Raw genomic sequence first — 23,129 nt, forward strand, 5'->3', positions numbered from 1 at the left:
TGGGCAAGCGATAATGCGAGAGGAAAGTCAACGGTACAATCACTACAACCATGCTGTGGGGCTAGCGGTTGTTTATCTTATTTTTTGGCCAAAGAGTAAGGAAAGAGGTCTTGGTGGGAGAAGTCAGGAAGAGGTTGTTTGAGCTATGAAACTATATCAACGACCCCCATCATGGGTAAGCGACTAAAGTGGCTAGCGGGCTTTTCCGCCCCGCACTCAAGTGCGGGGCTACCAAGCTATCCCTTTGTGTGTAGGGGCGTCTTGACAGCGCCTTCGCGATTCCGGTTGTGGACTGCGTGAGAATTCCCCGACTTGAGTCGGGGGAGTGTCAAAAAGCACTTGGCGTGGATGCCGAGGCTTGTGTCGCCGTTTTTTAGTTAAGAAAAAGACGCGAGCTCTCGGAAAAAAGCGCGTAGAGTCGCAGAGCTCCTAGGATTGCCCCTTCCCTGGAGAGGGAGGATAAAGCAAGGCTTCCAGCTCCTGTAGAGCCTGCTCTAGATTGTCGTTGACGATCACGTAGTCGAATTCGTCTTTGGCATCCAATTCTTTGCGAGCCTGTTGCAGACGGCGTTGGATGCTGGCTTCAGAGTCTTGTCCGCGTTCGCGAATGCGGCGTTCGAGCTCTTCTAGCGAGGGAGGAGACAGGAAGATGCGAATGGCATCGGGACACTGTTGTCTCACCTGGCGGGCCCCGGCCAGTTCAATTTCCAGAAGCACATCCTGACCCTGGCTGAGTTTTTGGAACACGATCTCGCGGGGAGTGCCGTAAAAGTTACCTGCGTACTGGGCCCATTCCAACAACTCATCGGCTTCAATCAGGTTGAGGAACTCCTCGCGAGTGCGGAAGTAGTAGTTGACGCCTTCCTGTTCCCCAGGGCGGGGGGGGCGGGTGGTTACCGAGACAGAAAAGTACAGCTCAGGGTGGCGCTGGCGCAATTGGCTGACCAGAGTGCCTTTGCCCACCCCACTGGGCCCTGTCAAAACCACCAGGCGACCGCGAGTGGCAGGAGGCCGAGGGGCTTCCTGTTGCTGCAGGCACTCAGGGGGAGTTGGCGAGGAGAGCGTAGTGGAAGAAACTGCCATAGGCGGAGAGCGACAAAGGACGGCTGGACAGTTGGCTGGTTTGGTTTGTTTTAGGATATCTCACTCTCGGCCTCGCAGGCTGCTTGTGAGGCCCTTACTCAGGTTCCTCCGGCGCACCGACTTTGGCAGTAAGGAAGCGGTTGGCAACGGTTTCCGGCTGAATGGCCGAGAGGATGACGTGCCCGGAATCGGTGATGATTACGGCGCGGGTGCGGCGACCGTAGGTCGCGTCCACCAACTGGCCTCTTTCGCGGGCGTCGCTAATGATGCGTTTGATGGGAGCTGACTCAGGACTGACAATGGCGATAACGCGCCCGGCGGCGACGATATTGCCAAAGCCGATGTTGATTAGGCGAGTATCCATGGTTAATCAGCCAATCTAGCGCCTGTCCGGCCAGCAGCCTTCATCTGAATGCGCGGGACACCCCACCGTCTATACGGTGGGGAGCGATAGCGCCTAATATAACCAGCATGACCCAAGTCCTGACTATCTTCTGCAAGCTCAAGGTATCTGCCTCGCAAGCCACAAAGCTGGATGCAACTTTGGATGCCTTTGCCCAGGCCTGCCAACCAAAACACGCCAGAGAAGATAACCAACGCTCTTCAGCTTCAGTCTCTGAGCGACCGCGAAATCCATGCACGGTTTGGGCTGTCCAGCAACTTGGCTGTGCAGGTATGTAGGTCCATCCCCCCGTATACGGGGGGTGTGGAGGGCGGTTGGAGCCGGGTAGTTTACCCTTTTTCCCAAGAAAGTGCAGGTATTAGGCAGCAAGCCGTTCTATGGCTACTGGAAATGGCTTTCTCCTCAGAGAAGCAAAGCCTTGTCAACGTCTGCGCTGGCGACGAGGAGGCCCCTTGCGTTTGCAAATTCTCGGTGGCGTTTTGCTTAGCAAGGCTGGATTCCGCTTTTGAGCTCTAGAGCACGCCGTTGAAGGTAAAGCTGCCGCTGCCCAGCCGCTCCTGGCGATCGAAAACGCTGATGGTGAGTTGATGGGATCCCGTCTGGGTGACGGTAAAGCGGCTCTGGGGCAGGGTAAGCCCTGTTACGGTACAGGCGGTGGCTCCAACGAAGCAGCCGGGCAATTGGGAAGCGTCGAAAGCCCCTAGGGTTACAAAGTTGCCCAGGGGAGTGGTGACGGCAGCCAAGAAAGCGTTGGATCCGCGGATCCCGGCAGGAGCCTCGACGCGGAAGGAGACGACAAAGGTGGGGGTTTGCCCTACGGGGACGGTGCGGGGCGAGAGATCGGTGATGGTGAGAGAAGGAGGAGGGAGGGGCGTCGGCAGGGGCAGGGGGCTGCTGCTGGTCGTCTCCCCGCATCCCGCCAAAACGACGCCCAGGAGCCACAGCAGGGGGATCCGTCTGTTCAGGAGTTGGGCAGGCTGCATAGGTTTCCGTTACCTTCAAATGAGCTGGGTTGCAAGTCTTCTCTTGGCAGAAAGGGAGGGTTCCTCCTATCCTCCCCTGCCCAGGGCTTTGGCTCCATTGTGGCGGGAGGGTCTCGACGGAGCCAGTCCTTGGAAAGGAGAAAACCTGGCTAGAAGCAGCCTGAGCTCCTTCGCCTATTCCTCTTGCAGGAGCTTTTGGCAGGCATTGGCAATGGCCCAGTCTTCCTGGGCTGAGATGACCAACACCCGCACCGGAGCATCAGAGGTGCTGATGTCGCAGTTGCGCGGGGATCCGGCGTTGAGAACTGGGTCGATCTGGATCCCCAAAAAGCCTAGGTTGGCACAGGCTGCGGCCCGTACCGGCGCCGCGTTTTCCCCGATGCCGCCGGAGAAGACCAAAGCATCCAGCCGATCCAGGCTCATGAGCATGGCCCCAATCTGGCTGCGCAGGCGGTGGATGAAGAGGTTAAAGGCCAGCTCGGCGCGGGCATGGCCTGCCTGCATGGCTTCCAGGATCACTCGCATGTCGCTGCTGAGGCCGGACACGCCCTGCAAGCCCGATTCCCGGTTCAAGATCCGATCCAGCTCCTCTACGTCCATGCCCCGGCGCAACTGGTGGATGAGGATCCCCGGATCCACCGAGCCGGAGCGGGATCCCATCATCAGGCCCTCCAGGGGGGTGTAGCCCATGGTGGTGTCGACGCTGTGGCCCCCGCGAATGGCCGCCAGAGAACAGCCATTGCCCAGGTGGCAGGTGATGAGCTGCAGCTCTTCCAGGGGCCGGCCCAGGATCTCAGCGGCGCGGCGGGCGCAGTGCTCGTGGTTGATGCCGTGGAAGCCGTAGCGGCGGATCCCTTGCTCGGCCCAGGCGTAGGGAAGAGGATAGAGGGCGGCTGCCGCAGGCATCTGCTGGTGAAAAGCGGTGTCGAAGACAGCCACCTGCGGGATCCCAGGCAACAGTTGGCGCAGGAGGCGAATGCCCTCAAGAGCAGGGGGATTGTGAGCCGGTGCCAGGGGGCTTAGTTGCTCGATGGCCTGTTCCACCTCGGGCGTAATCAAGGTGGGCTGGCGATAGAGGGATCCCCCATGCACCACCCGGTGGCCAATGGCCTTGATCTCAGCCGCTGTGGCCAACGGGGATCCCTCCCCCTGCCAGAGGCTTTGAAAGAGGGGAGCCAAACCGCTAATGCCGGCTTCTGGGGCAAGGGGGGGAAAAGATTCCCAGGGGCCGCCCCGCCGCCGAGTTTGAATCAAGACTTGGCCGGACTGGTAGGCAAAGTCCACCTGCGCCTGCCAGAGGGGGGTGGCCTCCACCTTGCCCTCAACGGTTGCAAAGAGAGAGGACTTGAGGCTGCTGGAGCCGGCGTTGACGACCAGGATGGGCACGGGATCCCTCCTTTTATTCCAGGCTAGCTGGCCGTTTGCGCCTGCAGGGTTGGGAACTCAGGCAGTTTGCGCCTGGCGCACCAGGCCTGTGGCCGCCAGAGCAGCCAAGGCGCGATCCCGGTAGCGGGCGTAGCGCTCTTGTTTGCTGCGAACTTTTTGCCCCTCCAGCTCCGGCAGGAGGCCAAAATTGGCCGGCATGGGCTGGAAGTGCTTGGGATCGGCGCTGCTGATGAACTGGAATAGGGATCCCATCATCGTCTCCGGCGGCAGCGTGATCAAAGGCAGCCCCAGGGCCAGGCGGGCGGCGTTCTGTCCGGCCAGCCACCCTCCTGCCACGGCACAGGCGTAGCCTTCGGTGCCCACCAACTGGCCGGCAGCCAACAGCGTTGGCCGGCGGCGAAATTGCAACGTAGGCAACAGAAGCTGCGGCGAATTCAAAAAGGTGTTGCGGTGCATCACGCCAAAGCGGACAAACTCCGCCGCCTCCAGGCCAGGGATGAGGCGAAAGACCCGCTGCTGTTCTCCCCACTTCAAATTGGTTTGAAAGCCCACCAGGTTCCACAGCTTGCCCGCTTTGTCCTCCTGGCGCAACTGCACCACCGCATAGGGCCGCGATCCCGTGCGCGGATCCACCAGCCCCACCGGCTTCAGGGGCCCAAAGCGGAGAGTATCTTTGCCGCGGCGGGCCATTTCTTCAATGGGCAGGCAGCCCTCGAAAAACTTGCGCTCCTCCTTTTCAAAGTCTTTGAGGGGCACCTGCTCGGCCTCCACCAGCGCCTGGCAGAAGCGCTCGTACTCCGCCTCGGTCATGGGGCAGTTGAGGTAGGCCGCTTCCCCCTTGTCGTAGCGGGAAGCCTGAAACACCACCGCCCGGTTGAGGGAATCCCCGGTAACAATGGGGCTGGAAGCGTCAAAAAAGCTCAGGTATTCCAGGCCCGTAAAAGCTTGCAGCGCCTTAGCTAAGGGCTCGCTGGTCAGCGGGCCCGTGCAGAGGACGGCTATCCCTTCCGGGATCCCGGTCACCTCCTCCCGGCGCAGGGTGATGAGGGGATGGTTGGCGATGGCTTCCGTTAGGGCCTGGCTAAAGCGGGCCCGATCCACGGCCAGGGCTCCCCCTGCCGGCACGGCGTGGCGATCGGCGGTGGCGATGACCAGGGATCCCAGTTGGCGCAGCTCTTCCTTGAGCAGGCCTGCCGCCCGGTCGCTGGCTAGGGCCCCGAAGGAATTGCTGCACACCAGCTCTCCCAGTTGATCCGTGTGGTGGGCCGGGCTCTGCCGCACAGGGCGCATCTCCGACAGGATGACGGGCACCCCCAACTGGGCAATCTGCCAGGCGGCTTCTGTCCCCGCCAGCCCCCCACCCACCACATGGATGGGAGCTAGGGTCTCTGCTCGGCTCATGGAATGGGGCATCATGACCTCCCGCAACAGTCCTCAGGAAGCGAAAAAGGGGCCCTCGCTGGGCCAGAAGAGCAACCTCCCAAGGAGGTGACCTTGATGATCAGCATGGCTCAAGCTGGACGGTGTAGGGCAAGCGGTTGGAGAATAGGCCCCACCGATGGAGGCCAACCAGGCTGCTGCCCAACTCCTTGCCCGAAGAGGGCTACAGCTAGATGAAGGCGCTTCCCCACCCCTCCGTGGGCTCTCTTCCAGCCAGAGTTCCTCCCGTCCTGCAAATATGCCCACTCTCGACCAGGAACAACTCCAACAAGCCTACTTTTTGGCAAACGGCAAGCAGGACACTGCCCTGCGGCTTTAGGCGGCAAAATGGATGCGCAGGTAATCTTCCTCCATCTTGGCACGGGCCGGCTTCATGGCGGCCAGGGTCTGGGGCAACACCAGGTTGCGGCGGTGGTTGCCAATGCGGATGTTGAGCTCGTCGCCAGTTTTGCTCAGCTCCACCTGCTCTTTTGGGATCCCGGGCAAGTACAGATCCAGGCGGTACTGGCCGTTGTCGCTAGCCACGTTCATCGTCTGCTCGGCGTAGAACACCTCCGCCGGGTTGCGATCCCCCCAGAGATCCTTTTTCAGGCGGGCCAGGGCGTCCCACCCCACCAGCTCCTCTGGGTAAAGCGGGATCTCCACCACCGGCAGGGGGGCAAAGTTCTCGTGGATCTCCTGGCGATATTTCTGCTGGGCGGCCTTCCAGGCGGCAAAGTAGGGATCCACCACCCCTTCCGGCAAAATGCGGTTGGCAATCACCAAATCGGTGGCGACGCCGTAGAGGCTGAGGTAGGCATGGGCCCGCAGCGACTCCTTGATCACCATCTTTTCGGGGTTGGTGACTAGGCGCACCGAGGTGATGCGGTTGTCGGTGAGGATGCGCTCCAGCCGCTCGATCTTCTGGTAGAACTCGTAGGGGGCATCCAGCACCTGGTCATCTGGCAGGGGGATCCCGGTTAGCCCTTTAACAATCGGCTCGGCAATGGGGCGCAGCACCCGCGCCAACCCCTGCAAAGGTTTGTAGAACTTGCGCATGTACCAGCCGGAAACATCGGGCAGGCTCAAAAGGCGCAAGGCCGTACCGGTGGGAGCCGAGTCGATAATCAGCACATCAAACTTGCCCTCGTCGTAGTGGCGGTTGACCCGCACCAGGGCGAAGATCTCGTCCATCCCCGGCAGCACCGCCAGCTCCTGCGCCTGCACGCCGTCCAGCCCGCGGGCCTGCAACACCTGCGTGATGTAGGCCTTGACGGATCCCCAGTTCAGTTCCAGCTCCTGCAGGGCATCCAGCTCCGCTCCCCAGAGGTTGGGTTTGACCTCCACCGGCTCGTGGCCCAGGGGCTGGTCGAAACTGTCGGCCAAGGAGTGGGCCGGATCCGTGCTCAACACCAGGGTCTTCAGGCCGAGCTCGGCACAACGCCAGCCGGTTGCTGCCGCCATCGAGGTCTTGCCGACCCCACCTTTGCCGGTCATGAGGATGATGCGTTGCATGGGAGCGCTCTTTACGTTCTTTTACAGCTCTAGGCTAACCGATTTGCCCCTCTGCCCACAGCGGCCTGGAGGGCAGTTACCAGGTACACTATTGATTGCCTATGGCTGGCCAAGGAAGTAACGGCCAGAAAGCAAGCCTGTGAAGGCGGATGGGAGGTGTAAGATGATGCGTCGTTGGCCCAATCTGCTGCTGATTGCCATCCTCACATTGGGTCTGTGGCTGGGATCCCTTCCCGTCCAGGCGGCTGCCGCCTTGCCCCGAGAGCTGCAGCAGCTGGAGCAACAGGTGGAGCAGCTGCAGAGCCTGGTGGATGCCGAGGACTGGCTCGAGATCCGCTCCTACATCCATGGGCCGATGGGCCTGACCCGCAAGACCCTAACCAGCCTGGCAAACACCTTGCCCCAGCAGCAAAAGCGGGAGATGCTGCGCTTGGCCAAGGAAATGGGCCGCAGCTTGGAAGAACTGGACTTTGCCGCCAAAGCCTACGACCAACCAGAGGTGGAAGCTGCCCAGGCCAAGGTGAGAAAGACGTTGCAAGAGCTCAAGGCCCTGTTTTCGTAGTTGGGGACAGAGCGGATCAAGTTAAGGGGAAACGCTCCCGCAGATCTTGAGCCACCGGCGGGGGTACCAGGTGGTCAATGGGGCCGCCTAGCTTGGCCACTTCCTTAACTAAGCTGCTACTGACAAAGCTGTGCTCGCTAGCAGTAGCAAGGAAAAGGGTTTCCAACTCAGGAGCCAGGAGCTTGTTGGTGTGGGCCATCTGCAGCTCCACGTCAAAGTCGGACAAGACGCGCAAGCCGCGCACGATAACTTTTGCCCCCCGTTGGCGGGCATAAGCCACTGTCAAGCCGGAAAAAGTATCGACCTCAACGTTTTTTAGGTGGGCAACAGAAAGGCTAATCTGAGCCTGCCGCTGCTCCGGGCTGAACAGAGGGGTCTTGTTGGGGTTTTTCAGGACTGCAACGATGACTTTGGAAAACAGACGGCTGGCCCGCTCGATGATGTCGAGGTGCCCAAAGGTGATGGGGTCGAAGCTGCCGGGGTAGAGGGCAATCATGCTAGAGAGGGTACCGCTCTTCTTAGCCTACCTGCTCTCGGGCCCACGCCAGATAGGTAGCGCTTACCTGAGCAGCCGGCAGAGCCAGGATCTCCGGCTCCTGGTAGGGGTGGAGCTCCCGCAGCCGCTGTTCCAGGCGGGGATAAGCAGTGGAGGGCAATTTGAGCAACAGCAAAAACTCGGCCTCCCTCTGCAGGGATCCCTGCCAGCGGTAGTAGGAGGTGATCGGCGGCAGCACCTGGGCACAGGCCACATAGCGCTCGGCCACCAGAGTGTGTGCCAAACGATGGGCGTCGGCTTCGGATCCCACGGTGGTCATGACAACCGCCAGGGTATCGGGGGCGGTCTTTTCCTCCATCGGAAGCAAGCTCTAGGCGTCGACCTCCCCTGATCGTACCGCTGGATCCTCGGATCGCCATCCCAGTTGGGTCAAGCCCCCCGGAGCGGCGGTGTGGCCTTGGCAAAATAGGGCCGCCTTTGGTGCCAGCGCCAAGCTGTCTGCAGGATCTCGGCCAAGTCGGCATAGCGGGGCTGCCAGTTGAGATCCCGCTGGATGGCCGTGGCATCGCCCACCAAGCAGGGGGGATCCCCCGGTCGACGGGCTCCAACTTGCACCGGGATCTGTCTTCCAGTTACCGCTGCTGCCGTGGCGATCACCTCCTGAACAGAGAAGCCCTGGCCATTGCCCAGGTTGTAGGCTGCCTGCACAGGCTGGCCAGACGCCAGCGCTTCTAAGGCCAACACATGGGCCTGCGCCAGGTCGGCGACATGGATGTAGTCGCGGATACAGGTGCCATCGAGGGTGTCGTAGTCGTCGCCAAAAACAGTGATGTGGGGGCGTTGGCCGGCGGCGACTTCCAGCACCAGGGGGATGAGGTGGGTTTCGGGGTCGTGGGCTTCGCCGATTTCTCCGTCGGGATCGGCGCCGGCGGCGTTGAAGTAGCGCAGGCTGATAAACCGGATCCCGTGGGCGGTCTGGAAGTCCCGCAGCATCTGCTCCACCACCAGCTTGCTCTGGCCGTAGGGGTTGATGGGGCGCTGGGGGTGGGTTTCCGGGATCGGGATCTGCTCCGGCACGCCGTAGGTGGCACAGGTGCTGGAGAAGACAAGGTAGGGGATCCCGTGATCCCGCATGGCCTCCAGCAAGGTCAGGGATCCGGCCACGTTGTTGCGGTAGTATTTGCCCGGATCCTTGACCGACTCGCCCACGTAGGCATAGGCGGCAAAGTGAATCACCCCTTCGGGCCGATACTGCCGAATGACCTGATCCAGCCGCTGGCGGTCGGCAATGTCGCCGATTTCCAAAGGCCCCCAGCGAACGGCCCAAGGGTGGCCGTAAACCAGGTTGTCGTAGGCAATTGGCAGGTGGCCATGGGCCGCCAGGGCCTTACAGGTGTGGCTGCCGATATAGCCCGCGCCGCCGGTAACCAGAAGCCGCATAGGTCAGGGGGAAGGAAATTCCTGTCTAGAATACAGCTACTCTTGCAGACCTTGGCAATGGCCCCGGCCTATTCCAGGAGCTGATGCCAATCCAGATGAGGCCGCCAGGCCTCTGCCAGACGATCCAGCAGTTCTTCGCGTTGCTGGGCATAGTGGCCGTCCAACTCCGGCAAGGGATCCCAGCCTTTTTGGCGGCGCAGCTCGTTTAGCCAGTGGCGCCGCCAGCGGTGGTTGTCGAAGAGGCCGTGCAGATAGCTGCCCCAGACCCGGCCTGTGGGATCCCGCCAGCCCAGGCCTTCTTGCTCGAAGATCGGCAGGCAGCCAGCGGGATCGGCCTGGGTGGATCCCTGATGGATTTCGTACCCCTGGACGGGAGCGGGGGCGGGCCAGCGGCTTTGCGTCTGCACCTGCTGGGTAACCTTGGTGGGTTGCAAGACAGTAGTCAGCGGCAGGAAGCCCAGCCCGGGGTAGGTGCCGGCAACTCCCTCTAGGCCGGCGGGATCGGCGATGGTTTGCCCCAACATCTGCAGCCCGCCGCAGATGCCGACGATGTGGCCGGAATAGAGGCGCAGTTGGTCGGCCAGGCCGGTCTTTTGCAATGCCAACAGATCCTTGAGGGTGGTTTTGCTGCCGGGCAGGATGACCACATCGGGGGATCCCAGGCTCTGGCCGGGGTGAACCCAGCGCAGATGGACGCTGGGCTCGGCCAGCAAGGGGTCGAAATCGGAAAAATTGGCCACCTGGGGCAGGCGGATCACGGCAATCTCCAGGCAGCTCCCCCGCCCGGCACGTTCGCGGCGATTTTCCCAGAGTTGAGGGCCCGCCTCAAGGCCCATCGAATCCTCTTGCGGCAGCGTCCAGTCCAGCCAGGGCAGAACTCCAACCACGGGGATCCCGGTGTAGTTCTCCAGCCAATCCAGGCCGGGCTGCAGCAGCTCCCGTGCGCCGCGAAACTTGTTGATGACAATGCCGCGAATCAGGGCCCGCTCGGCCGGCTCCAGCAACTGCAGGGTGCCCACCACATGGGCCAGCGCCCCACCCCGGTCGATGTCCGCCACCAGCCAGGTGGGAGATCCCAGATGCAAAGCCACCCGCGTGTTGGCCAGATCCCGGTGTTTGAGGTTTACCTCCGCCGGGCTGCCTGCCCCCTCGCAGATAATCCACTCGTACTGCTGTTGCAAGCGGGCCAGGGCCGTTTTCACCGCCTCCCAGGCCGGCGCAAACCAGCGCTCGTAGTACTCGCCGGCGCGACAGGTATCTACTGCCACGCCGTTGAGGACGACCTGGGAAGTCAGGTTGCCCTGCGGCTTGAGCAAAATCGGGTTCATCTCCACCGCGGGCGGGATCCCGGCGGCCCAAGCCTGCAGAGCCTGCGCATAGGCAATCTCATGGCCCTCCGGGGTGACGTAGGCATTCAGCGACATGTTCTGGGCCTTGAAAGGGGCAACCTTCTTCCCCGCCTTTTTGAGAAGGCGACAGAGGGCAGCTACCAAAAGGGTTTTGCCCACGTGGGAAGAAGTCCCCACGACCATCAAGGATCGGCAAGCACTGCTCATTCGGCTCCCTTTCCCTCCCAGGCCGATTGTCCACCCTCTCCCCTAAGCCGACTGCGCTAGGTTGACGGATTGGCCCTCTGCTGGCCAAAGTCTTCGCGCCAGCAATGCAAAAAGCGTACCCTTGCGCCTAGCGGGAAGTTCCCGAATCAGCGAAGGGGAACTGCCCAAAAAAGCCTTCTGCTGTCTCAAGCAGACCTAGCCCAGCTTAAGACTGGGGCAGATGGATTCGAACCACCGAATGGCGGGACCAAAACCCGCTGCCTTACCGCTTGGCGATGCCCCAATTTACACTGCTTGACTACTTTAGCGATGCAACCTTGGATCTGTCAACGGGCTGCGGCCACCTCTCATCTCCTCAGGAACCAAGTTGGATCCTTTGCCGAGGTCAGGGTTGACCTCAAAAGGGTTGGGCAGAGGGGGAATGCGGGCCACCTCGAAGAAGTAGGCGCGGATCTCCGGCCCAAAGTAGATAACATCGCCACTCCTCAAGTAGTGGGTAGCTACCCGCGTGCCGTTGACGAACACCCCATTGGTGCTGGACTGCCCCTTGCGGTTGCCGTCGACTAGACAATACGTAAATCCTGTGCGATTGGACTTGGTGGGCACTCGCACCAAATAGGCGTGGCGGCGGGAGACGAAGCGGTTGACAATCTGGATGGCATTGGAGGGATCCCGTCCGATCGTGTAAATGCTCTCCCGCAGGATGTAGCTGCAGGGCCGCACAGGATGGCAGACGGACAGGGTGAACTCCGGGTGAGACACCGGCTGCTGCGGGACTTGGTCGAACAGATCCAACGGCAGATCGAAGTCCTGACTGCCGGACAGATGGCCTCTGCCCACTGCCGTAGTAGAGGTAAAAAAATCGTCGTAGCTCTGGGGCAACAGCGTTTCCTCCTCGACGCTCAACTACCTGCCCGGCAGCCTGGCTCTTCCAGTCCAACTCCCTGAACCCTAGAGTTCCCAGAAACTAGGAGACACCCAACATCCCCCCGGCGTTGGCGGGCTAGTGGAAAACTCATAGGCCTTAATGTACACTACTATACACCACAGGCAGCCTTGGAGATACTCCCTTTTCCTAAAAAAAATTGGAAAAATTGGGTTTGGGTTCAGGTCGGAGCTATTCCCGTTTTAAGGGATCCCTTGGGAGCCACAGCCTTGGCCGCGGGCGGGCTATTCTGGGTAGCAGGTTTGTAGCCTTGAGGTGTGGGTGTGACGGAGGCCCTGTTGCGTCGGTTAGATGTGGCCACAGAGGCGGCCCTGGAGGCAGGGGCTTTGCTGCGCAGTTACGTGGGGGGCACCCTTGCCATTGAGGAGAAACGTCCGGGCGACTTGGTAACAGCAGCGGATCGCGCTTCCGAGGAGCTTATCTTGAAAATCTTAAGGCGGCACTTCCCCGAAGATGTGATCTTGACGGAAGAATCCGGCCAGCAGGGATCCCCGCAGGGCGCCTACGCCTGGATGATCGATCCCCTCGATGGCACCACCAACTTTGCCCATGGCTATCCCTTTGCTGCCGTCTCTATTGGTCTGCTGGAGGGGCGGGAGCCGGTGCTGGGGGTGATCTACGACATCTTTCGCGGGGATCTCTTTCGCGCCGTACAAGGGATGGGCGCCACCCGCAACCGCAAACCCATCCGCGTCTCCTCTACTACCGAACTCTCCCGCAGTCTCCTGGTTACCGGCTTTGCCTACGACCGCCGCGAAACCCCCGACAACAACTACGCCGAGTTCTGCCACTTCACCCACCTCACCCAGGGAGTGCGGCGAGGTGGATCGGCTGCCCTGGACTTGGCCTACGTGGCCACCGGCCAGTTGGACGGCTATTGGGAGCGGGGCCTCTCCCCCTGGGACATTGCCGCCGGGATTGTCTTGGTGCGAGAGGCGGGCGGCAAGGTCACCGCCTACGATGGCAGCCCGGTGGATGTGTACAGTGGCCGCCTGCTGGCCAGCAACGGCTGGCTACACGCTGCTCTTCAGGAAGAACTGGCCCAGGTCAGCCCTCTGCCGGTCTCCTTCCCCATGCGGCGGGATCGCCGGTCTGGGGAGCAAAACGGCCAAAGTTTAAAGATCAGGTAAAGATCAGGCGAAAATTGGGTAAGGTTTACGCAAAGGCCCTCATGGCTCTTTCGCAAGGCAAGGGAGATAACTTGGCCGGGAAAAAGCTCCGGCGTCGTTGTTGGGCGGCAGGGTTTGGCCTGGCGCTGCTCTTGGGGATCCCGGCCTACCCTCAGCCTGCCCCAAAGCCGACCCTGCCCGCTCCTGCCAGCGAGCGAGCACAGGTTCCCGATTCCCGTTGGGCCGAGATTCAGGCGCGGGGGCGCATCCGGGTTGGCCTGGATCCCAGCCTGGGCCCGGCTTACCTCTACACCGACCTGGAGCGGCAAACCTACGCCGGCTTCGAGTGGGATATCCTGGAGGCGCTTGCCCAGACGCTGCAGGTGCGAGTGGAGCCCGTCTATGTGGCTTGGAGCGAGCAGTTGGCGGCTTTGCAAGCGGATGAGGTGGATCTCATCTGGGGGGCGCGGGAAGCTTTGGGCTTGGATCCGCAGCAGTTTCTCGCCACCCGACCCTACTACCTCAGCCCGCAGCGCTTGGTGGTACGGGATCCCGGGCCAGAGGAAGCTCCCATTGAGGCGCTGTCGCAACTCTTTGGCCGCAAAGTGGGCATTGTAGTTAACAGTACGGGAGCCGCTCTGTTGGAGGCGTACAACGAGAGGCGGGGCAACGCCATTCGTCTTTTTGCCACCAGCAACCCGGATCGCTTGTTTGCCCAGCTCCAGGCTGGCCAGTTGGATGCGGTGCTCGTCGATCAGCCCGTTGCCGCCCTGAGCCTGCGCCAGGCGGGATCCCGGCTGCGCCTGGCGGGGCCGCCTCTGTTCCCGATTCCTTTGGTGGGCGTGGTATCCTCACAGCATCCTTCCCTGAAGGAAGCCGTGGATGGGGCGATCGCAGTCCTGACCGAAAACGGAACTTTGCAACGCATCTTGGAGAAGTGGCAACTATGGGATCCAACTCTGATGTCCCCCGCCTCACCCGAGGGCTAGCCCGCTACGAGACCGACCATTTCGCCATCTTGGGCGTGCCCCTCACCGCCGATGCCAAAGGGATCCGACGCGGCTACCTGCAGGCGGCCAAGGCTCTGCACCCGGATCGCTTTGTCGGGGATCCGGAAGGGGCAGAGCGGGCCAACGTCCTCTTCGCCAAGCTGGTCAGCCCGGCCAACGAGGTGCTGGCCAAGGAGCGAGAGCGGTCAGAATATGAGACTGTGCTCAAGCTGCGTGTCCAACGCCTGCTGGAGTCGCCACCCCCCGATCTGTGGCCCACTGGAGAAGCTGTCAAAGACCTGGCCGAGCGCGCCGATTGGCAGGAAGAATATGTCCGGCGGGTGGAGAAGCTGGCCAAAGAGCAATACAGCTCTATGGCCACCCTGCTGGAGAAAACCGAGCAGTTGAGCGAGCTCAACCTAGCCTACCTGCTGCTCAAGGCCGGCTACAAAGGGATCCCCGCCCCTGCTGCCAAAACCACCACCCCGACGGGGATCCCAACCCCTTCCCCCAGCCGCACCACCTTGGGCGGGATCCCGGCTGCTCCACCCACCGCTCCCCCTGTCCAGCCCGCCCCTCCTTCGCCCCCAACCCCGCAACTTAGCCCCGCTGAGACCCGCTTCCTGCAGGCGCTGGACATGATCGAGCGCAAGCAGTACCGGGTTGCCATCCAGTATTTAAACTTCGCCATCAGCGCCCAGCCCAACGTGGCCCGTTACTATCTGCACCGAGGTATCGCCCACCTCAAGCAGGGCAACGCTGGCATGGCCAAGGCCGACTTCCTGCAGGCGAGCCGCCTCGAGCCGGCCAACGCCGAGTTGATGGCCGAGGTGCGCCGCTGGCTGCAGCAGGTCACCACCCAACAGCCGGTTCCCGTTCCCTCGGCCAGCCGTCAGACCTCCCAGGCCCAGAAAATCGTGCCACCGCCGCGCAAAGAGGATAGCGGCGGCTTCTGGAGCCGCCTCTTCGGCAAGAAAAAGTAGGCCAAACTCCCCTCAGGAAGCGCCCCCCAACACCAGCAGCGTGACCAGGGATCCCGTATTCCAGAGGCTGTGCAACAGGATGGGGGCCAGCAGGTTGCGGCTGTGGCTGTACACCACCCCCAGCACCACCCCCAGCATGGTCAAAGGCAACAGATCGGAAAGGTTGAGGTGGGCAAGGGCAAAGGTGAAGGCGCTGAGCAAGATGGCAGCCCCCATCGGCAAGTAGCGGCTCAGCGTCGGCAGCCAAAAGCCCCGGAACAGCACCTCCTCAAAAACAGGGGCACAGACAGACACCACGGCCAAAAACACCAAGCGCGCCCCCCAGCCATGGCTCTCCAGCAGCAGAGGCAAGATGGGGTTCCCGCCCCCTGCCTGGGGCAGCAGCAACTGCGACAGCGCCGCTGCCAGCACCACCAAAGGCAGGGCCGCCCAGTAGCCGCCCAGGCCCCAGAGGATCCAAGGGCCCCACAGCCGCACCTGCAGCACCTTCTGCCAACCGGGATAGAGCCGAAGAAGCCGGTACAACAGCGCCGCCCCCAGCAGAGCGCCCGCATTGTAGGTGAGAAACAGGGCCACCGCCTGATGCCAAGGGCTGAGCTGCTGCGTCCCCAGGCCGAGCCCGACCGTGTAAAGGCGAGGCACCAGCGCATTGAGGAGAATGAAACCCAAAAACCAACCGGTCAGGACCGCCTGCGCCCCGATCCCCGGCCAAGGCACCTCCCACGGCGGGCCCACAAGAGGACGTTGGCGCCAGAAGCTCCAGCCCAGCCAGCCCAACAAGAGCACCAGCCCCAGCAGCGCCCCCAGCAGCGGGATCCCGCCCACCACCGCCAGCCGGAACAGGGCTGCCAAGGCCAATTTTTCCTGCTGCTGGTTGAGGGCATTGAGGCTGTCGCTGCGCTGTTGCAGCCGGTAGAGCTGCTGCAGGGCCACCGCCTCAAACCAACCGTCCAGGTGGTTGCGGATTTGCACCTCGGCCTCTGGCAAGATGCGCCGTGGCGTTCCCCACAGCCCTTGTAAAACCTGTGCCACCCTCTTCTGGCCGGATTCCAGCTCCAAGGGACGTTCTGGATCGACTACCTCTTGCCACTGCTGCTGGGCTGCCTCCAGATCCTCCTGGTAGACGTAGAGCAGACCCAGGCGCAGCCGCAGGGCGTCCAGCTCCGCCTGCAGATCCTGGACAGAAGCCAGGAGGACGGGATCCACTTCTTCTGGGGTTGAGGCCGGCCCCACCGCATCTGATACCCTGGCCAATTCGGGTTTGCCCCCTGCCGAGGAAGTCGCCCTTTCCAGCCGTGCCATCCGTTTGAGGCGCTGCAGGCGTTCGGCGTAGTTGTCGGCCACCTGCTGGTAGCGATTGTGGGCCAGCTCGAAAACGTTCTGCCCCAGCAGAGCCCGCGCCAGGTCCTGATAGCGGGGATCGTCGAGGGTGCGGGCAGCCTGCAGGGCGAGATTGGTTTGCAACAGATCCAACTGCGTTTGCGGCGGCGGCTGAAACCAACTGCTGGAAAGCGAAAGCCCGACAATCAAAAGGGCCAATAGGCTCAGCAGGTTGAGGATCCCTCGGCGAACAGAAAGCCAAGCGGAAAAGGGATCGACAGAGGCCGTGGCTTCAGAGGGAGACATGGCAGCAACCGAGGCAACTCCAGCGGGTTATATCCTAGCTTCTATTGGCTTCAGCCGGATAAAGGGGTCAGCGTCGCTCTAGCCAATAACGGTAGATGGGCAGACCCAACTGCAGGCACTGCCACTCCCGCTCGGTGGGAATGCCGAAGGGGTTGTCATCGATGGGCCCCTGGTAGGGATTCCAAAACTGCGGATGCTCTAGGAAACGATCGACCATCTCCTCGGCCACTTCCCGCACGTCCGACTGCAGGAAGACGGGGCTGCCCGGTTGCAGCAGCAGGGCCAGATCCGCCACCAGTCGCGGTTGGACGATCCGCCGCTTGTGATGGCGCTTTTTAAACCAGGGATCCGGAAATTGGATGGTGACCCGGCTGAGATCTCCCGGCGCAAACAGATGCCGCAGGGAGACGTTGATGTTGGCAAACAGAAAATGGACGTTATCCAGCCCCAGCTCGTCCCGCCAAGCATTGGCCCGCTCCACCAGCGGCTGTCGAATCTCTACCCCCAAAAAGTTCCAGTCGGGCTGCTCCTGGGCCATGCGCAGCAAAAAGCGTCCGCTCCCTGAGCCGATATCCAAATGCAAGGGCTGCCCCAGTCGCCGATACACCCGTTCCCAGTGGGGTGGGGGGGTGGGTTGTTGGTACTGAGCCTGCAGGGGGTTGACGTGTTGCCGCAGTCGCTGGCCGAGACCCTTCTGCAGCGGGATCCCTGTCCAGGGGGGAACAGAGGAGCCTTTCTCAAGTTGGGCCTGCTGTGCTCGCTGCACGTCCGCTTCCACAGACCACCTCCTGCCGTCAGCCACAGCCGTAGCGAACCCAACGGTGGATCCAAAACAAACGGGATCCGGCAGCCCAGCTCTACCACCGGATGCTGTCGATGACTTGCCGCAAGATGTGGGCAGAGCGGTGCAGTTGCTGCCGCTCGCTCTCGGTGAGGGACATGGCCAGCGTGCGCTCCACCCCTTGCCGACCGACCACTCTCGGCAAACTAAGGCAGACCTCCGGCAGGTCATATTCTCCCTGGGTGAGGCTGCTCACGGTTAAAACGCGCCGCTGATCCCGTACCAGGGCCTGGACAATTTGTGCCACCCCCAGACCAATGGCATAGCTGGTGGCCCCTTTGCGGCGGATGATCTCATAGGCGGCATTGCGCACCTGCTCGAAGATATCGCCCAAATGGGCGGGATCCCATTCCGGCGAGAGCTGGCCAATCGGCGTGCCGGCGATGTTCACCTTGCTCCAGACGGCCACCTCGCTATCCCCATGTTCGCCGATGATGTAGGCGTGCAGGCTGCGCGGATCCACCCCCAGCCTCTGGGCCAACAGATAGCGAAAGCGAGCCGTATCCAAAACCGTTCCCGACCCCAGCACCTGCCCCGCCGGCAGCCCCGCTAACTTCAGGGAAACATAGGTCATGACGTCAACGGGGTTGCTCACCACCAGGAAAATGGCGCTGGGGCAATGCTCCATCAGGGCCGGGATCAAGCTTTTGAAGATCTCGACGTTGCGGTGAACCAAATCCAAACGGGTTTCTCCAGGCCGCTGCTTGGCCCCCGCCGTCACAATCACCACGTCTGACCCGGCACAATCGGCCAGCTCCCCTGCCCAGATCCGCGTCGGCTCCACAAAAGGGATCCCATGCACCAGATCCATCACTTCCCCTTCCAGCTTGGCGCGGTCGATGTCGTGGATCACCAGCTCATCGAGGGTGTTCTGGATAAGCATCGCGTAGGCGCAGGCCATGCCCACCTGCCCGGCGCCGATGATGGATCCCTTCAAAAGGCGGCGAGCAGTCAGCCCACCGGCTTGCTGCTCAAAGCGTGGCTTGGGTTGGTGCTCAGAAACGGTCATGGCTTCAGCCGCTGCACTTCCCTTCCCAGCTTAAGCCTGGCCAGGCGGAGAGAAAAAGAGCAGAGGGGCTATCGCTCCCCAGAGCAAGAAAGGCTGGAAGGGAAGAGAACTTCCGCCTTCCCGGTCGCCTCGGATCCCCGCGGGGTGAAGTGACTTTGAATGCAGCTCAGTAAGGGTTTTAATGGTTTTTTAAGAATTCTTGGGTAGACCTCAACTCCGTTGCTGGGTTAGCCGCTGCCAAAGCTCCAGAGGAATGCGCTCATGAGGACGTGGAAGAGACCGAATCTGAACCAGCTCTTCCGGCAAGTAGTGCAAAGCCACCCGCGCCGTTGCGTCTAAGAGACTGCGCCGCCGCTGGAGATGTTGCTCCGCTTCTCCCAAAAACACATCCAGCCAGCCATCTCGCTCTTGGCAGCGAATCCGCAAAGCAGAGAGAGAAGGTAGGGACTCTTGGCGATAGAGCCGGAAGCCCTGCTCAGGACTCCACCCCAGCCACCACTGGGGCGCCAATTGCCCCAACTGCCGACACCACACGCCCGCCTGAACCTGTTGCCATGTCATGCTCACCACTCCGCAACCTGCGAAGACCTAGCTGCAAATTTTTCCAACTACTTTAGCTAGGTACTCTACCAGACTCACTCGGTTTGATGCAAGTCTTTATCAAAGAGGAACCGATGTGCCATGGGGATATATTGCAACTTAATCTCAATAGTGCTATACTGTCACCCGGTTGAGTGGTGGAGTCATATCCATCAGTCTTCCTCTCTTGTCTTGGACGCAGCAGGGATCCCGCGCCGGCGGAACTGGCCATCCTGCGCTTGGCAGGGATCCCTTTTTCTCCACAAAGTTAATGAGACTAAATATCAATTAATGGGAGAGGGGGAGGTTTTCCGCCAACATCGTGTTGAAGTAGGAGGTAGCAGTCGAGGGTGATCGCGCTTGCGTCGGCGGGCCAGCAAGCGAAAGCGGCGTGAAGCGCTGGGGAAGTATCTTGAGCTATTTGGAATGGCTACCAATCCTCTAGAAAGTAAGGAGATAAACGGATGTTTTCGGAACAAGCTAGCTGTTCCGTCTTTGTTTTGTTCTCTAAAAAATGATGTTGGAAGAAGATTAAAATCTGGAGAAAGGAATTGAACCAGATGCGAGTTATCGATTAGAATCTAGATGGCGTTAACGCTAACCGCGACGAAGAGATCGGAGAGGGGAAATCTAACATCCTCTCTCCTTTTTCTGTGGAATTCCTTCCAACTCTATCTCCCGTCTCCCAAGAAGTAGGGATCCCTTAAGCCAAACTAAAGGGTTGCGCCTCGGTCTTGCAGCCATTGGGCAGCTAGCCTGTGCTGACGTTTCTGGGCATAGGCGAGGGGAGTGTGTCCATCGTGATTGCGGGGGTTTAATTCGGCCCCATTTTCCAACAGCAGCTCTAGGATCTGGATATGCCCTTCCCAGGCAGCCCAGTGCATGGGTGTCGCCCCGAAGCGGTTGCGCGCGTTGACATCGGCCCCGTACAAAATGAGAAAGCGAGCGATGCCCAAGTGTCCTTGTGTGGCCGCCTCGTGCAGAGGAGTTCGCCCCGTCTCATCAACGGCATCCACCGGTGCCCCCTTGGAGAGCAAGCGGGCGAGAACGCTTTTCCTACCCGTAGCTGTAGCCCAGTGGAGAACGCCACAGGTTTTTGCCCCTTTTTGGATCAGCAGACCAATAACTTCTGCCTGATCGGTTAGGGCAGCCCGATGGAGAGGAGTGTATCCATAGCGATCTAGCAGATCGATATCGCTGCCTGCCTTGAGAAGCCGCTCCACCACTTCCACCTGGCCGCTGGCAGCAGCCAAATGGAGCGGCGTAGCCCCTGTGGAATCCATCGAGTCGACGGAAGCGCCATAAGCCAAAAGCAAGTCCAACAGCTCCAGATTGCCGATGAGTACTGCTTTGTGAAGCGGGGTGAACCCCTGCGAATCGGGAGCATTCACATCTCCCCCTTGCTGCAAGTAAGCCAGCAATCCTTGCGGGTCTTCATTGGCAAGGGCGCGGTGCAGTGCTTCGCTCATAGTCACTCAGAAATAGGACTTAGAGACAGCTAAAAGTACTTTGAGAACAGTTAGGAGTAGAGTTAGGCAAAGTCTGGAATTTACAACTTGGGCAAAGTCTAGCACTGGATCCCTGCCTCTGAGGTAGCTGTGCGAAGAGATGCCTCTTAGCGCTCAGTCAGAATGGTCAATGCAGCACCATGCCTCAACATGAGAATGATTCTCTACTAGATTGGATCTAAATTGCATGAGCGCCGAGGGGATCCCTTGGTTCAGCCCAGGTTGGCATGGCATGATCGGCGTAGCTCCGAGCCAGAGCTGACTCTTCGCCCAGGTTCAGCAGCCCCTCACCCTCTCTTCTGCTGCCGCTCATGGACTACTATGCAATCCTGAACCTCTCTCCCCAAGCGAACAGCGAAGATATCAAGCGAGCCTTTCGCCGGTTGGCGCGGCAGTTTCACCCCGATGTGGCAGGAGAGGGATCCCGAGAACGATTTGAGCAGATCTACCAGGCCTACCAAGTGCTGAGCAACCCTGAAGAGCGGCGGCGCTACGACGCCCAACGACACTCTCCACCCAGTTCTGTGAGGGGGGAAAGGCGCGTGGTTGTACGCACCACTGGGTCAGGCTCCATCTCAGCAGAACCACCGGCTCGGGAATCCCTTGAGGCAGGGATTGCCCGCGTCAAGGCGGCTTGGCGCGAGCGTAAGTTGCCCACGGCAGTGGCTCTGGCGGAGGCGCTGCTGAAGCGGTTTCCCAACTCCAAGGAAGCCATCCACATCTTGGCTTTGGCCTATCAGCGCTTCGGCAATCATTTAATCTGCGAGGGTCGCTACCAGCAGGCAGAGGCTTACTTGAGAAAAGCTTTGGCCACAGAGCCACACAACCGCGAGTTGGCCTTTGAAATCTGGCGAGACTTGGCCCGTCTGGGCATCCGGGAGGGATCCGGCTAGCTGCCTGGCGTTGCCAGTCTCAACTGCTGGGCCGCCCACTGCCGCAGCTGTTGGCGGCTGACTTTGCCCTGGGCGTTGCGCGGGATCCCGGCACACCATAGCCATTGCTTAGGGTGCTTGAAGGGGCTCAGTTGTTGGCTCAGGTGTTGCTTTAGGTGCCTCTCCAGCTCTACGGGGAGGGCAGGGATCCCAGCCTTGGGCACGGCCACCGCCACCACCTGCTGGCCCCACTCGCCGTCGGGCAGGCCGAGCACGCACACATCCTCCACCCAGCCGCTGGCCCGGATCTCCCCTTCTACCTCGGCCGCCATCACCTTTTCCCCGCCGGTCAGGATCAGGTCGTCGGCGCGGCCCAGCCAGTAGAGATAGCCGTCTGAGTCCAGATAGCCCCAATCTCCAGGGGTGAAGCCCCGCTGTTGCCACTTGCCCAGGCCATCAGCCTCCCTCGCCAAAGGGTAGTAGCCCAGCGCCAGGGATTCCGCCCACACGTGGATGTGGCCCGCCGTCTGGGCGGGCAAGGGATCCCCTGCTTCGCCGCGGATCTCCAGGGTGGCGTGGGGCAGGGGCCGCCCCAGGCTATCGCTCCCCTGCAAAAAGGCTTCCGGCAGGAGCGTACACACCTGGGAGGCGCTTTCGGTCATGCCATAGGTGAGGGCCAAGGGCAGGTGCAGTTGCCGGGCCTGTTGCCGCAAACTGGGCCAGGTGGGGCCGCCGCCAACCAGAATGGCTCGAAACTGGCGCAGGCTCTCCAAGACTCCCGGCTGGGCGTTGAGCAACAGCCGCTGCAACTGTGTGGGCACCAGCGACAGAAAGCTGCCCGGCAAAGGCGGATCCCAGGCCTCGGCCTGCTGCTGTCGTTTCCAATCCCAGACAATCCACTGGCCGCCGCTCAGCCAGGAACGAACAGCTTGCATCAGGCCGCTGACGTGGTACAGGGGCAGGACACAATAGCTATGGACGCAATCCACGCTGAAGTGCTGCTGGTGGGCTCTGGCAGAGGCGCTGAGGGTACGCCAGGAGTGCACTGCCCATTTCACCTGGCCGCCGGAGCCACCGGTAGGGATCCCGATTACTGGCCAATCGGCGCTGGGTAGGATCTGTTGCCAATGCTGCAGAGGGGGGTGGGAGGAGGCAGAACCCTCCTGCAACTGCCCTCGCCGCCAGCGCCAAGCGGATCCCAGGCTGGCCAGAGCCTGCCCCCACTCTCGTCCTCCCCAGTGGGGATTGGCCAAGAAGAGGGGGATCCCCAGGTGTTGGCAGGCCAAAACGGCAGCCCACACTTGCAGCGGATCCGAGTCTGCCACCAACAGGGGAACGGCCTTGTCTGCCAGAGGGCGCAGTTGCTCTTCCAGCCCAGCCAGACACTCCTTCAAAGCGGGAGAGCAGTTGTGGTTGGGAAACATCTTTCGGCAAGTTCGGGCGGGACAGTTGCAGGTTCAACGAAGCGATCAAAGCGATCAAAGAGCAAGCCATAGCCGTGGAGACTTGACCCTCCACCGAGGCAATTGGGGGCGTCCCCTGTACCTTCGTTGTTTTGACTTTTGGCAGGGATCCCCCCGGGCAAGGTGAGGAAGAGTTTGGGCTTGGCTTATCATGATCTAGGTTTGAAGTAGGAGGCCTAGGTTGTGATCGAGCCAATTTTGCTGGGGATCGTTTTGGGGATGGTGCTGGTTACCTTGGCAGGCCTGTTTGTGGCCGCCTACAGACAGTATCAGCGCGGCAATAAGATGGGTCTGTGAAAGCCAGGGAGGAAAAAGCTGGCACCAAACCGTCGGCAAGAGAGTGGCTCAGCAGGTGAGGTGG

Annotated in this window: 23 protein-coding genes, 1 tRNA gene and 2 pseudogenes; 8 read left to right on the forward strand and 18 right to left on the reverse strand. The window is 61.1% G+C overall.

What is annotated here, in order from left to right:
- Positions 1 to 13 precede the first annotated feature (13 nt).
- A pseudogene (locus tag SYN60AY4M2_RS08735) lies at positions 14 to 146 on the forward strand (IS200/IS605 family transposase); the annotation flags it as partial.
- Between the two features lie 283 nt (positions 147 to 429).
- Here SYN60AY4M2_RS08735 and gmk read toward each other — a convergent pair.
- Positions 430 to 1,083 carry a guanylate kinase gene (gene gmk / locus SYN60AY4M2_RS08740; RefSeq protein WP_011431478.1) on the reverse strand — a complete coding sequence of 218 codons (654 nt, stop codon included), beginning with the start codon at positions 1,081 to 1,083 and terminating at the stop codon, positions 430 to 432.
- Between the two features lie 94 nt (positions 1,084 to 1,177).
- Positions 1,178 to 1,447 (reverse strand): DUF370 domain-containing protein, encoded by a 270-nt coding sequence (locus SYN60AY4M2_RS08745; RefSeq protein ID WP_011431477.1) that lies wholly within the window; start codon positions 1,445 to 1,447, stop codon positions 1,178 to 1,180.
- Between the two features lie 107 nt (positions 1,448 to 1,554).
- On the opposite strand from SYN60AY4M2_RS08745, the pseudogene SYN60AY4M2_RS14450 reads away from it, so the two are divergent.
- Positions 1,555 to 1,771, forward strand: a pseudogene (locus SYN60AY4M2_RS14450) (RNA-guided endonuclease TnpB family protein); the annotation flags it as partial.
- Between the two features lie 227 nt (positions 1,772 to 1,998).
- Here SYN60AY4M2_RS14450 and SYN60AY4M2_RS08755 read toward each other — a convergent pair.
- From SYN60AY4M2_RS08755 to SYN60AY4M2_RS08770, 4 genes are all read right to left on the reverse strand, one after another.
- Positions 1,999 to 2,469 carry a hypothetical protein gene (locus SYN60AY4M2_RS08755; protein WP_099812725.1) on the reverse strand — a complete coding sequence of 157 codons (471 nt, stop codon included), beginning with the start codon at positions 2,467 to 2,469 and terminating at the stop codon, positions 1,999 to 2,001.
- Between the two features lie 174 nt (positions 2,470 to 2,643).
- Entirely contained in the window at positions 2,644 to 3,855 is a 1,212-nt protein-coding gene (locus tag SYN60AY4M2_RS08760) for an acetate kinase (protein ID WP_099812726.1), read from the reverse strand.
- A 57-nt stretch (positions 3,856 to 3,912) separates the two neighbouring features.
- The gene (trmFO, locus tag SYN60AY4M2_RS08765) at positions 3,913 to 5,268 is read right to left on the reverse strand and encodes an FADH(2)-oxidizing methylenetetrahydrofolate--tRNA-(uracil(54)-C(5))-methyltransferase TrmFO (protein ID WP_099812727.1); all 1,356 of its coding nucleotides are present in this window, start codon (positions 5,266 to 5,268) and stop codon (positions 3,913 to 3,915) included.
- A gap of 342 nt (positions 5,269 to 5,610) precedes the next feature.
- Positions 5,611 to 6,789: a TRC40/GET3/ArsA family transport-energizing ATPase gene (locus tag SYN60AY4M2_RS08770; RefSeq protein WP_099812728.1), complete on the reverse strand. Its 1,179-nt coding sequence runs from the start codon at positions 6,787 to 6,789 to the stop codon at positions 5,611 to 5,613.
- A 163-nt stretch (positions 6,790 to 6,952) separates the two neighbouring features.
- On the opposite strand from SYN60AY4M2_RS08770, the gene psbQ reads away from it, so the two are divergent.
- A complete protein-coding gene (gene psbQ / locus SYN60AY4M2_RS08775; protein ID WP_099812729.1) occupies positions 6,953 to 7,351 on the forward strand; it encodes a photosystem II protein PsbQ in 399 nt (132 codons plus the stop codon).
- A 16-nt stretch (positions 7,352 to 7,367) separates the two neighbouring features.
- Here the strand turns inward: psbQ and coaD are convergent, their stop codons facing one another.
- The 6 genes from coaD to SYN60AY4M2_RS08805 form a co-directional block, all read right to left on the reverse strand.
- Entirely contained in the window at positions 7,368 to 7,847 is a 480-nt protein-coding gene (gene coaD / locus SYN60AY4M2_RS08780; RefSeq protein ID WP_099812730.1) for a pantetheine-phosphate adenylyltransferase, read from the reverse strand.
- Positions 7,848 to 7,869: 22 nt separating this feature from the next.
- Positions 7,870 to 8,205, reverse strand: a complete 336-nt coding sequence (gene cutA, locus SYN60AY4M2_RS08785) for a divalent-cation tolerance protein CutA (protein ID WP_099812731.1) — start codon at positions 8,203 to 8,205, stop codon at positions 7,870 to 7,872.
- 71 nt (positions 8,206 to 8,276) lie between these two features.
- Positions 8,277 to 9,287, reverse strand: a complete 1,011-nt coding sequence (gene galE / locus SYN60AY4M2_RS08790; RefSeq protein WP_011431461.1) for a UDP-glucose 4-epimerase GalE — start codon at positions 9,285 to 9,287, stop codon at positions 8,277 to 8,279.
- 68 nt (positions 9,288 to 9,355) lie between these two features.
- Positions 9,356 to 10,843 carry a cobyric acid synthase gene (locus tag SYN60AY4M2_RS08795; protein ID WP_099812732.1) on the reverse strand — a complete coding sequence of 496 codons (1,488 nt, stop codon included), beginning with the start codon at positions 10,841 to 10,843 and terminating at the stop codon, positions 9,356 to 9,358.
- 211 nt (positions 10,844 to 11,054) lie between these two features.
- Positions 11,055 to 11,126: transfer RNA gene (locus SYN60AY4M2_RS08800), tRNA-Gln, on the reverse strand.
- A 20-nt stretch (positions 11,127 to 11,146) separates the two neighbouring features.
- A complete protein-coding gene (locus SYN60AY4M2_RS08805; protein WP_228375359.1) occupies positions 11,147 to 11,749 on the reverse strand; it encodes an FHA domain-containing protein in 603 nt (200 codons plus the stop codon).
- Between the two features lie 303 nt (positions 11,750 to 12,052).
- Between SYN60AY4M2_RS08805 and SYN60AY4M2_RS08810 the strand changes: the two genes are divergently transcribed.
- From SYN60AY4M2_RS08810 to SYN60AY4M2_RS08820, 3 genes are read left to right on the forward strand one after another with little or no spacing between them, the layout of a single operon-like run.
- A complete protein-coding gene (locus SYN60AY4M2_RS08810) occupies positions 12,053 to 12,919 on the forward strand; it encodes an inositol monophosphatase family protein (RefSeq protein WP_206336918.1) in 867 nt (288 codons plus the stop codon).
- A gap of 41 nt (positions 12,920 to 12,960) precedes the next feature.
- Complete coding sequence (locus SYN60AY4M2_RS08815; protein WP_228375358.1) at positions 12,961 to 13,887, forward strand: ABC transporter substrate-binding protein; 927 nt, start codon at positions 12,961 to 12,963, stop codon at positions 13,885 to 13,887.
- Positions 13,845 to 14,870, forward strand: a complete 1,026-nt coding sequence (locus SYN60AY4M2_RS08820; RefSeq protein WP_011431456.1) for a J domain-containing protein — start codon at positions 13,845 to 13,847, stop codon at positions 14,868 to 14,870. Before SYN60AY4M2_RS08815 ends, SYN60AY4M2_RS08820 begins: the two co-directional genes overlap by 43 nt.
- 12 nt (positions 14,871 to 14,882) lie before the next feature.
- Here the strand turns inward: SYN60AY4M2_RS08820 and SYN60AY4M2_RS08825 are convergent, their stop codons facing one another.
- The 5 genes from SYN60AY4M2_RS08825 to SYN60AY4M2_RS08845 all read right to left on the reverse strand — a co-directional run bounded on the left by SYN60AY4M2_RS08825 (position 14,883) and on the right by SYN60AY4M2_RS08845 (position 20,394).
- Positions 14,883 to 16,496, reverse strand: coding sequence for a CPBP family intramembrane glutamic endopeptidase (locus tag SYN60AY4M2_RS08825; protein WP_011431455.1), 1,614 nt, complete (start codon positions 16,494 to 16,496; stop codon positions 14,883 to 14,885).
- A 67-nt stretch (positions 16,497 to 16,563) separates the two neighbouring features.
- The gene (trmB, locus tag SYN60AY4M2_RS08830) at positions 16,564 to 17,196 is read right to left on the reverse strand and encodes a tRNA (guanosine(46)-N7)-methyltransferase TrmB (protein WP_041439245.1); all 633 of its coding nucleotides are present in this window, start codon (positions 17,194 to 17,196) and stop codon (positions 16,564 to 16,566) included.
- Between the two features lie 157 nt (positions 17,197 to 17,353).
- The gene (locus SYN60AY4M2_RS08835; RefSeq protein ID WP_011431453.1) at positions 17,354 to 18,274 is read right to left on the reverse strand and encodes an L-lactate dehydrogenase; all 921 of its coding nucleotides are present in this window, start codon (positions 18,272 to 18,274) and stop codon (positions 17,354 to 17,356) included.
- Between the two features lie 282 nt (positions 18,275 to 18,556).
- A complete protein-coding gene (locus tag SYN60AY4M2_RS08840; protein ID WP_011431451.1) occupies positions 18,557 to 18,907 on the reverse strand; it encodes a hypothetical protein in 351 nt (116 codons plus the stop codon).
- Positions 18,908 to 19,638: 731 nt separating this feature from the next.
- Positions 19,639 to 20,394: an ankyrin repeat domain-containing protein gene (locus tag SYN60AY4M2_RS08845; RefSeq protein WP_099812733.1), complete on the reverse strand. Its 756-nt coding sequence runs from the start codon at positions 20,392 to 20,394 to the stop codon at positions 19,639 to 19,641.
- A 350-nt stretch (positions 20,395 to 20,744) separates the two neighbouring features.
- On the opposite strand from SYN60AY4M2_RS08845, the gene SYN60AY4M2_RS08850 reads away from it, so the two are divergent.
- The gene (locus SYN60AY4M2_RS08850) at positions 20,745 to 21,326 is read left to right on the forward strand and encodes a DnaJ domain-containing protein (RefSeq protein WP_011431449.1); all 582 of its coding nucleotides are present in this window, start codon (positions 20,745 to 20,747) and stop codon (positions 21,324 to 21,326) included.
- On the opposite strand, the gene SYN60AY4M2_RS08855 is transcribed toward SYN60AY4M2_RS08850, so the two are convergent.
- On the reverse strand, positions 21,323 to 22,729 hold the full coding sequence (locus tag SYN60AY4M2_RS08855) for a 2-succinylbenzoate--CoA ligase (RefSeq protein WP_011431448.1): 1,407 nt from the start codon (positions 22,727 to 22,729) through the stop codon (positions 21,323 to 21,325). The two genes, SYN60AY4M2_RS08850 and SYN60AY4M2_RS08855, sit on opposite strands and share 4 nt — an antisense overlap.
- Before the next feature lie 222 nt (positions 22,730 to 22,951).
- Between SYN60AY4M2_RS08855 and petG the strand changes: the two genes are divergently transcribed.
- Positions 22,952 to 23,065, forward strand: coding sequence for a cytochrome b6-f complex subunit V (gene petG, locus SYN60AY4M2_RS08860; protein ID WP_011431447.1), 114 nt, complete (start codon positions 22,952 to 22,954; stop codon positions 23,063 to 23,065).
- Positions 23,066 to 23,129: the final 64 nt, after the last annotated feature.

Source organism: Synechococcus sp. 60AY4M2, assembly GCF_002760375.1.
Classification (GTDB): domain Bacteria; phylum Cyanobacteriota; class Cyanobacteriia; order Thermostichales; family Thermostichaceae; genus Thermostichus.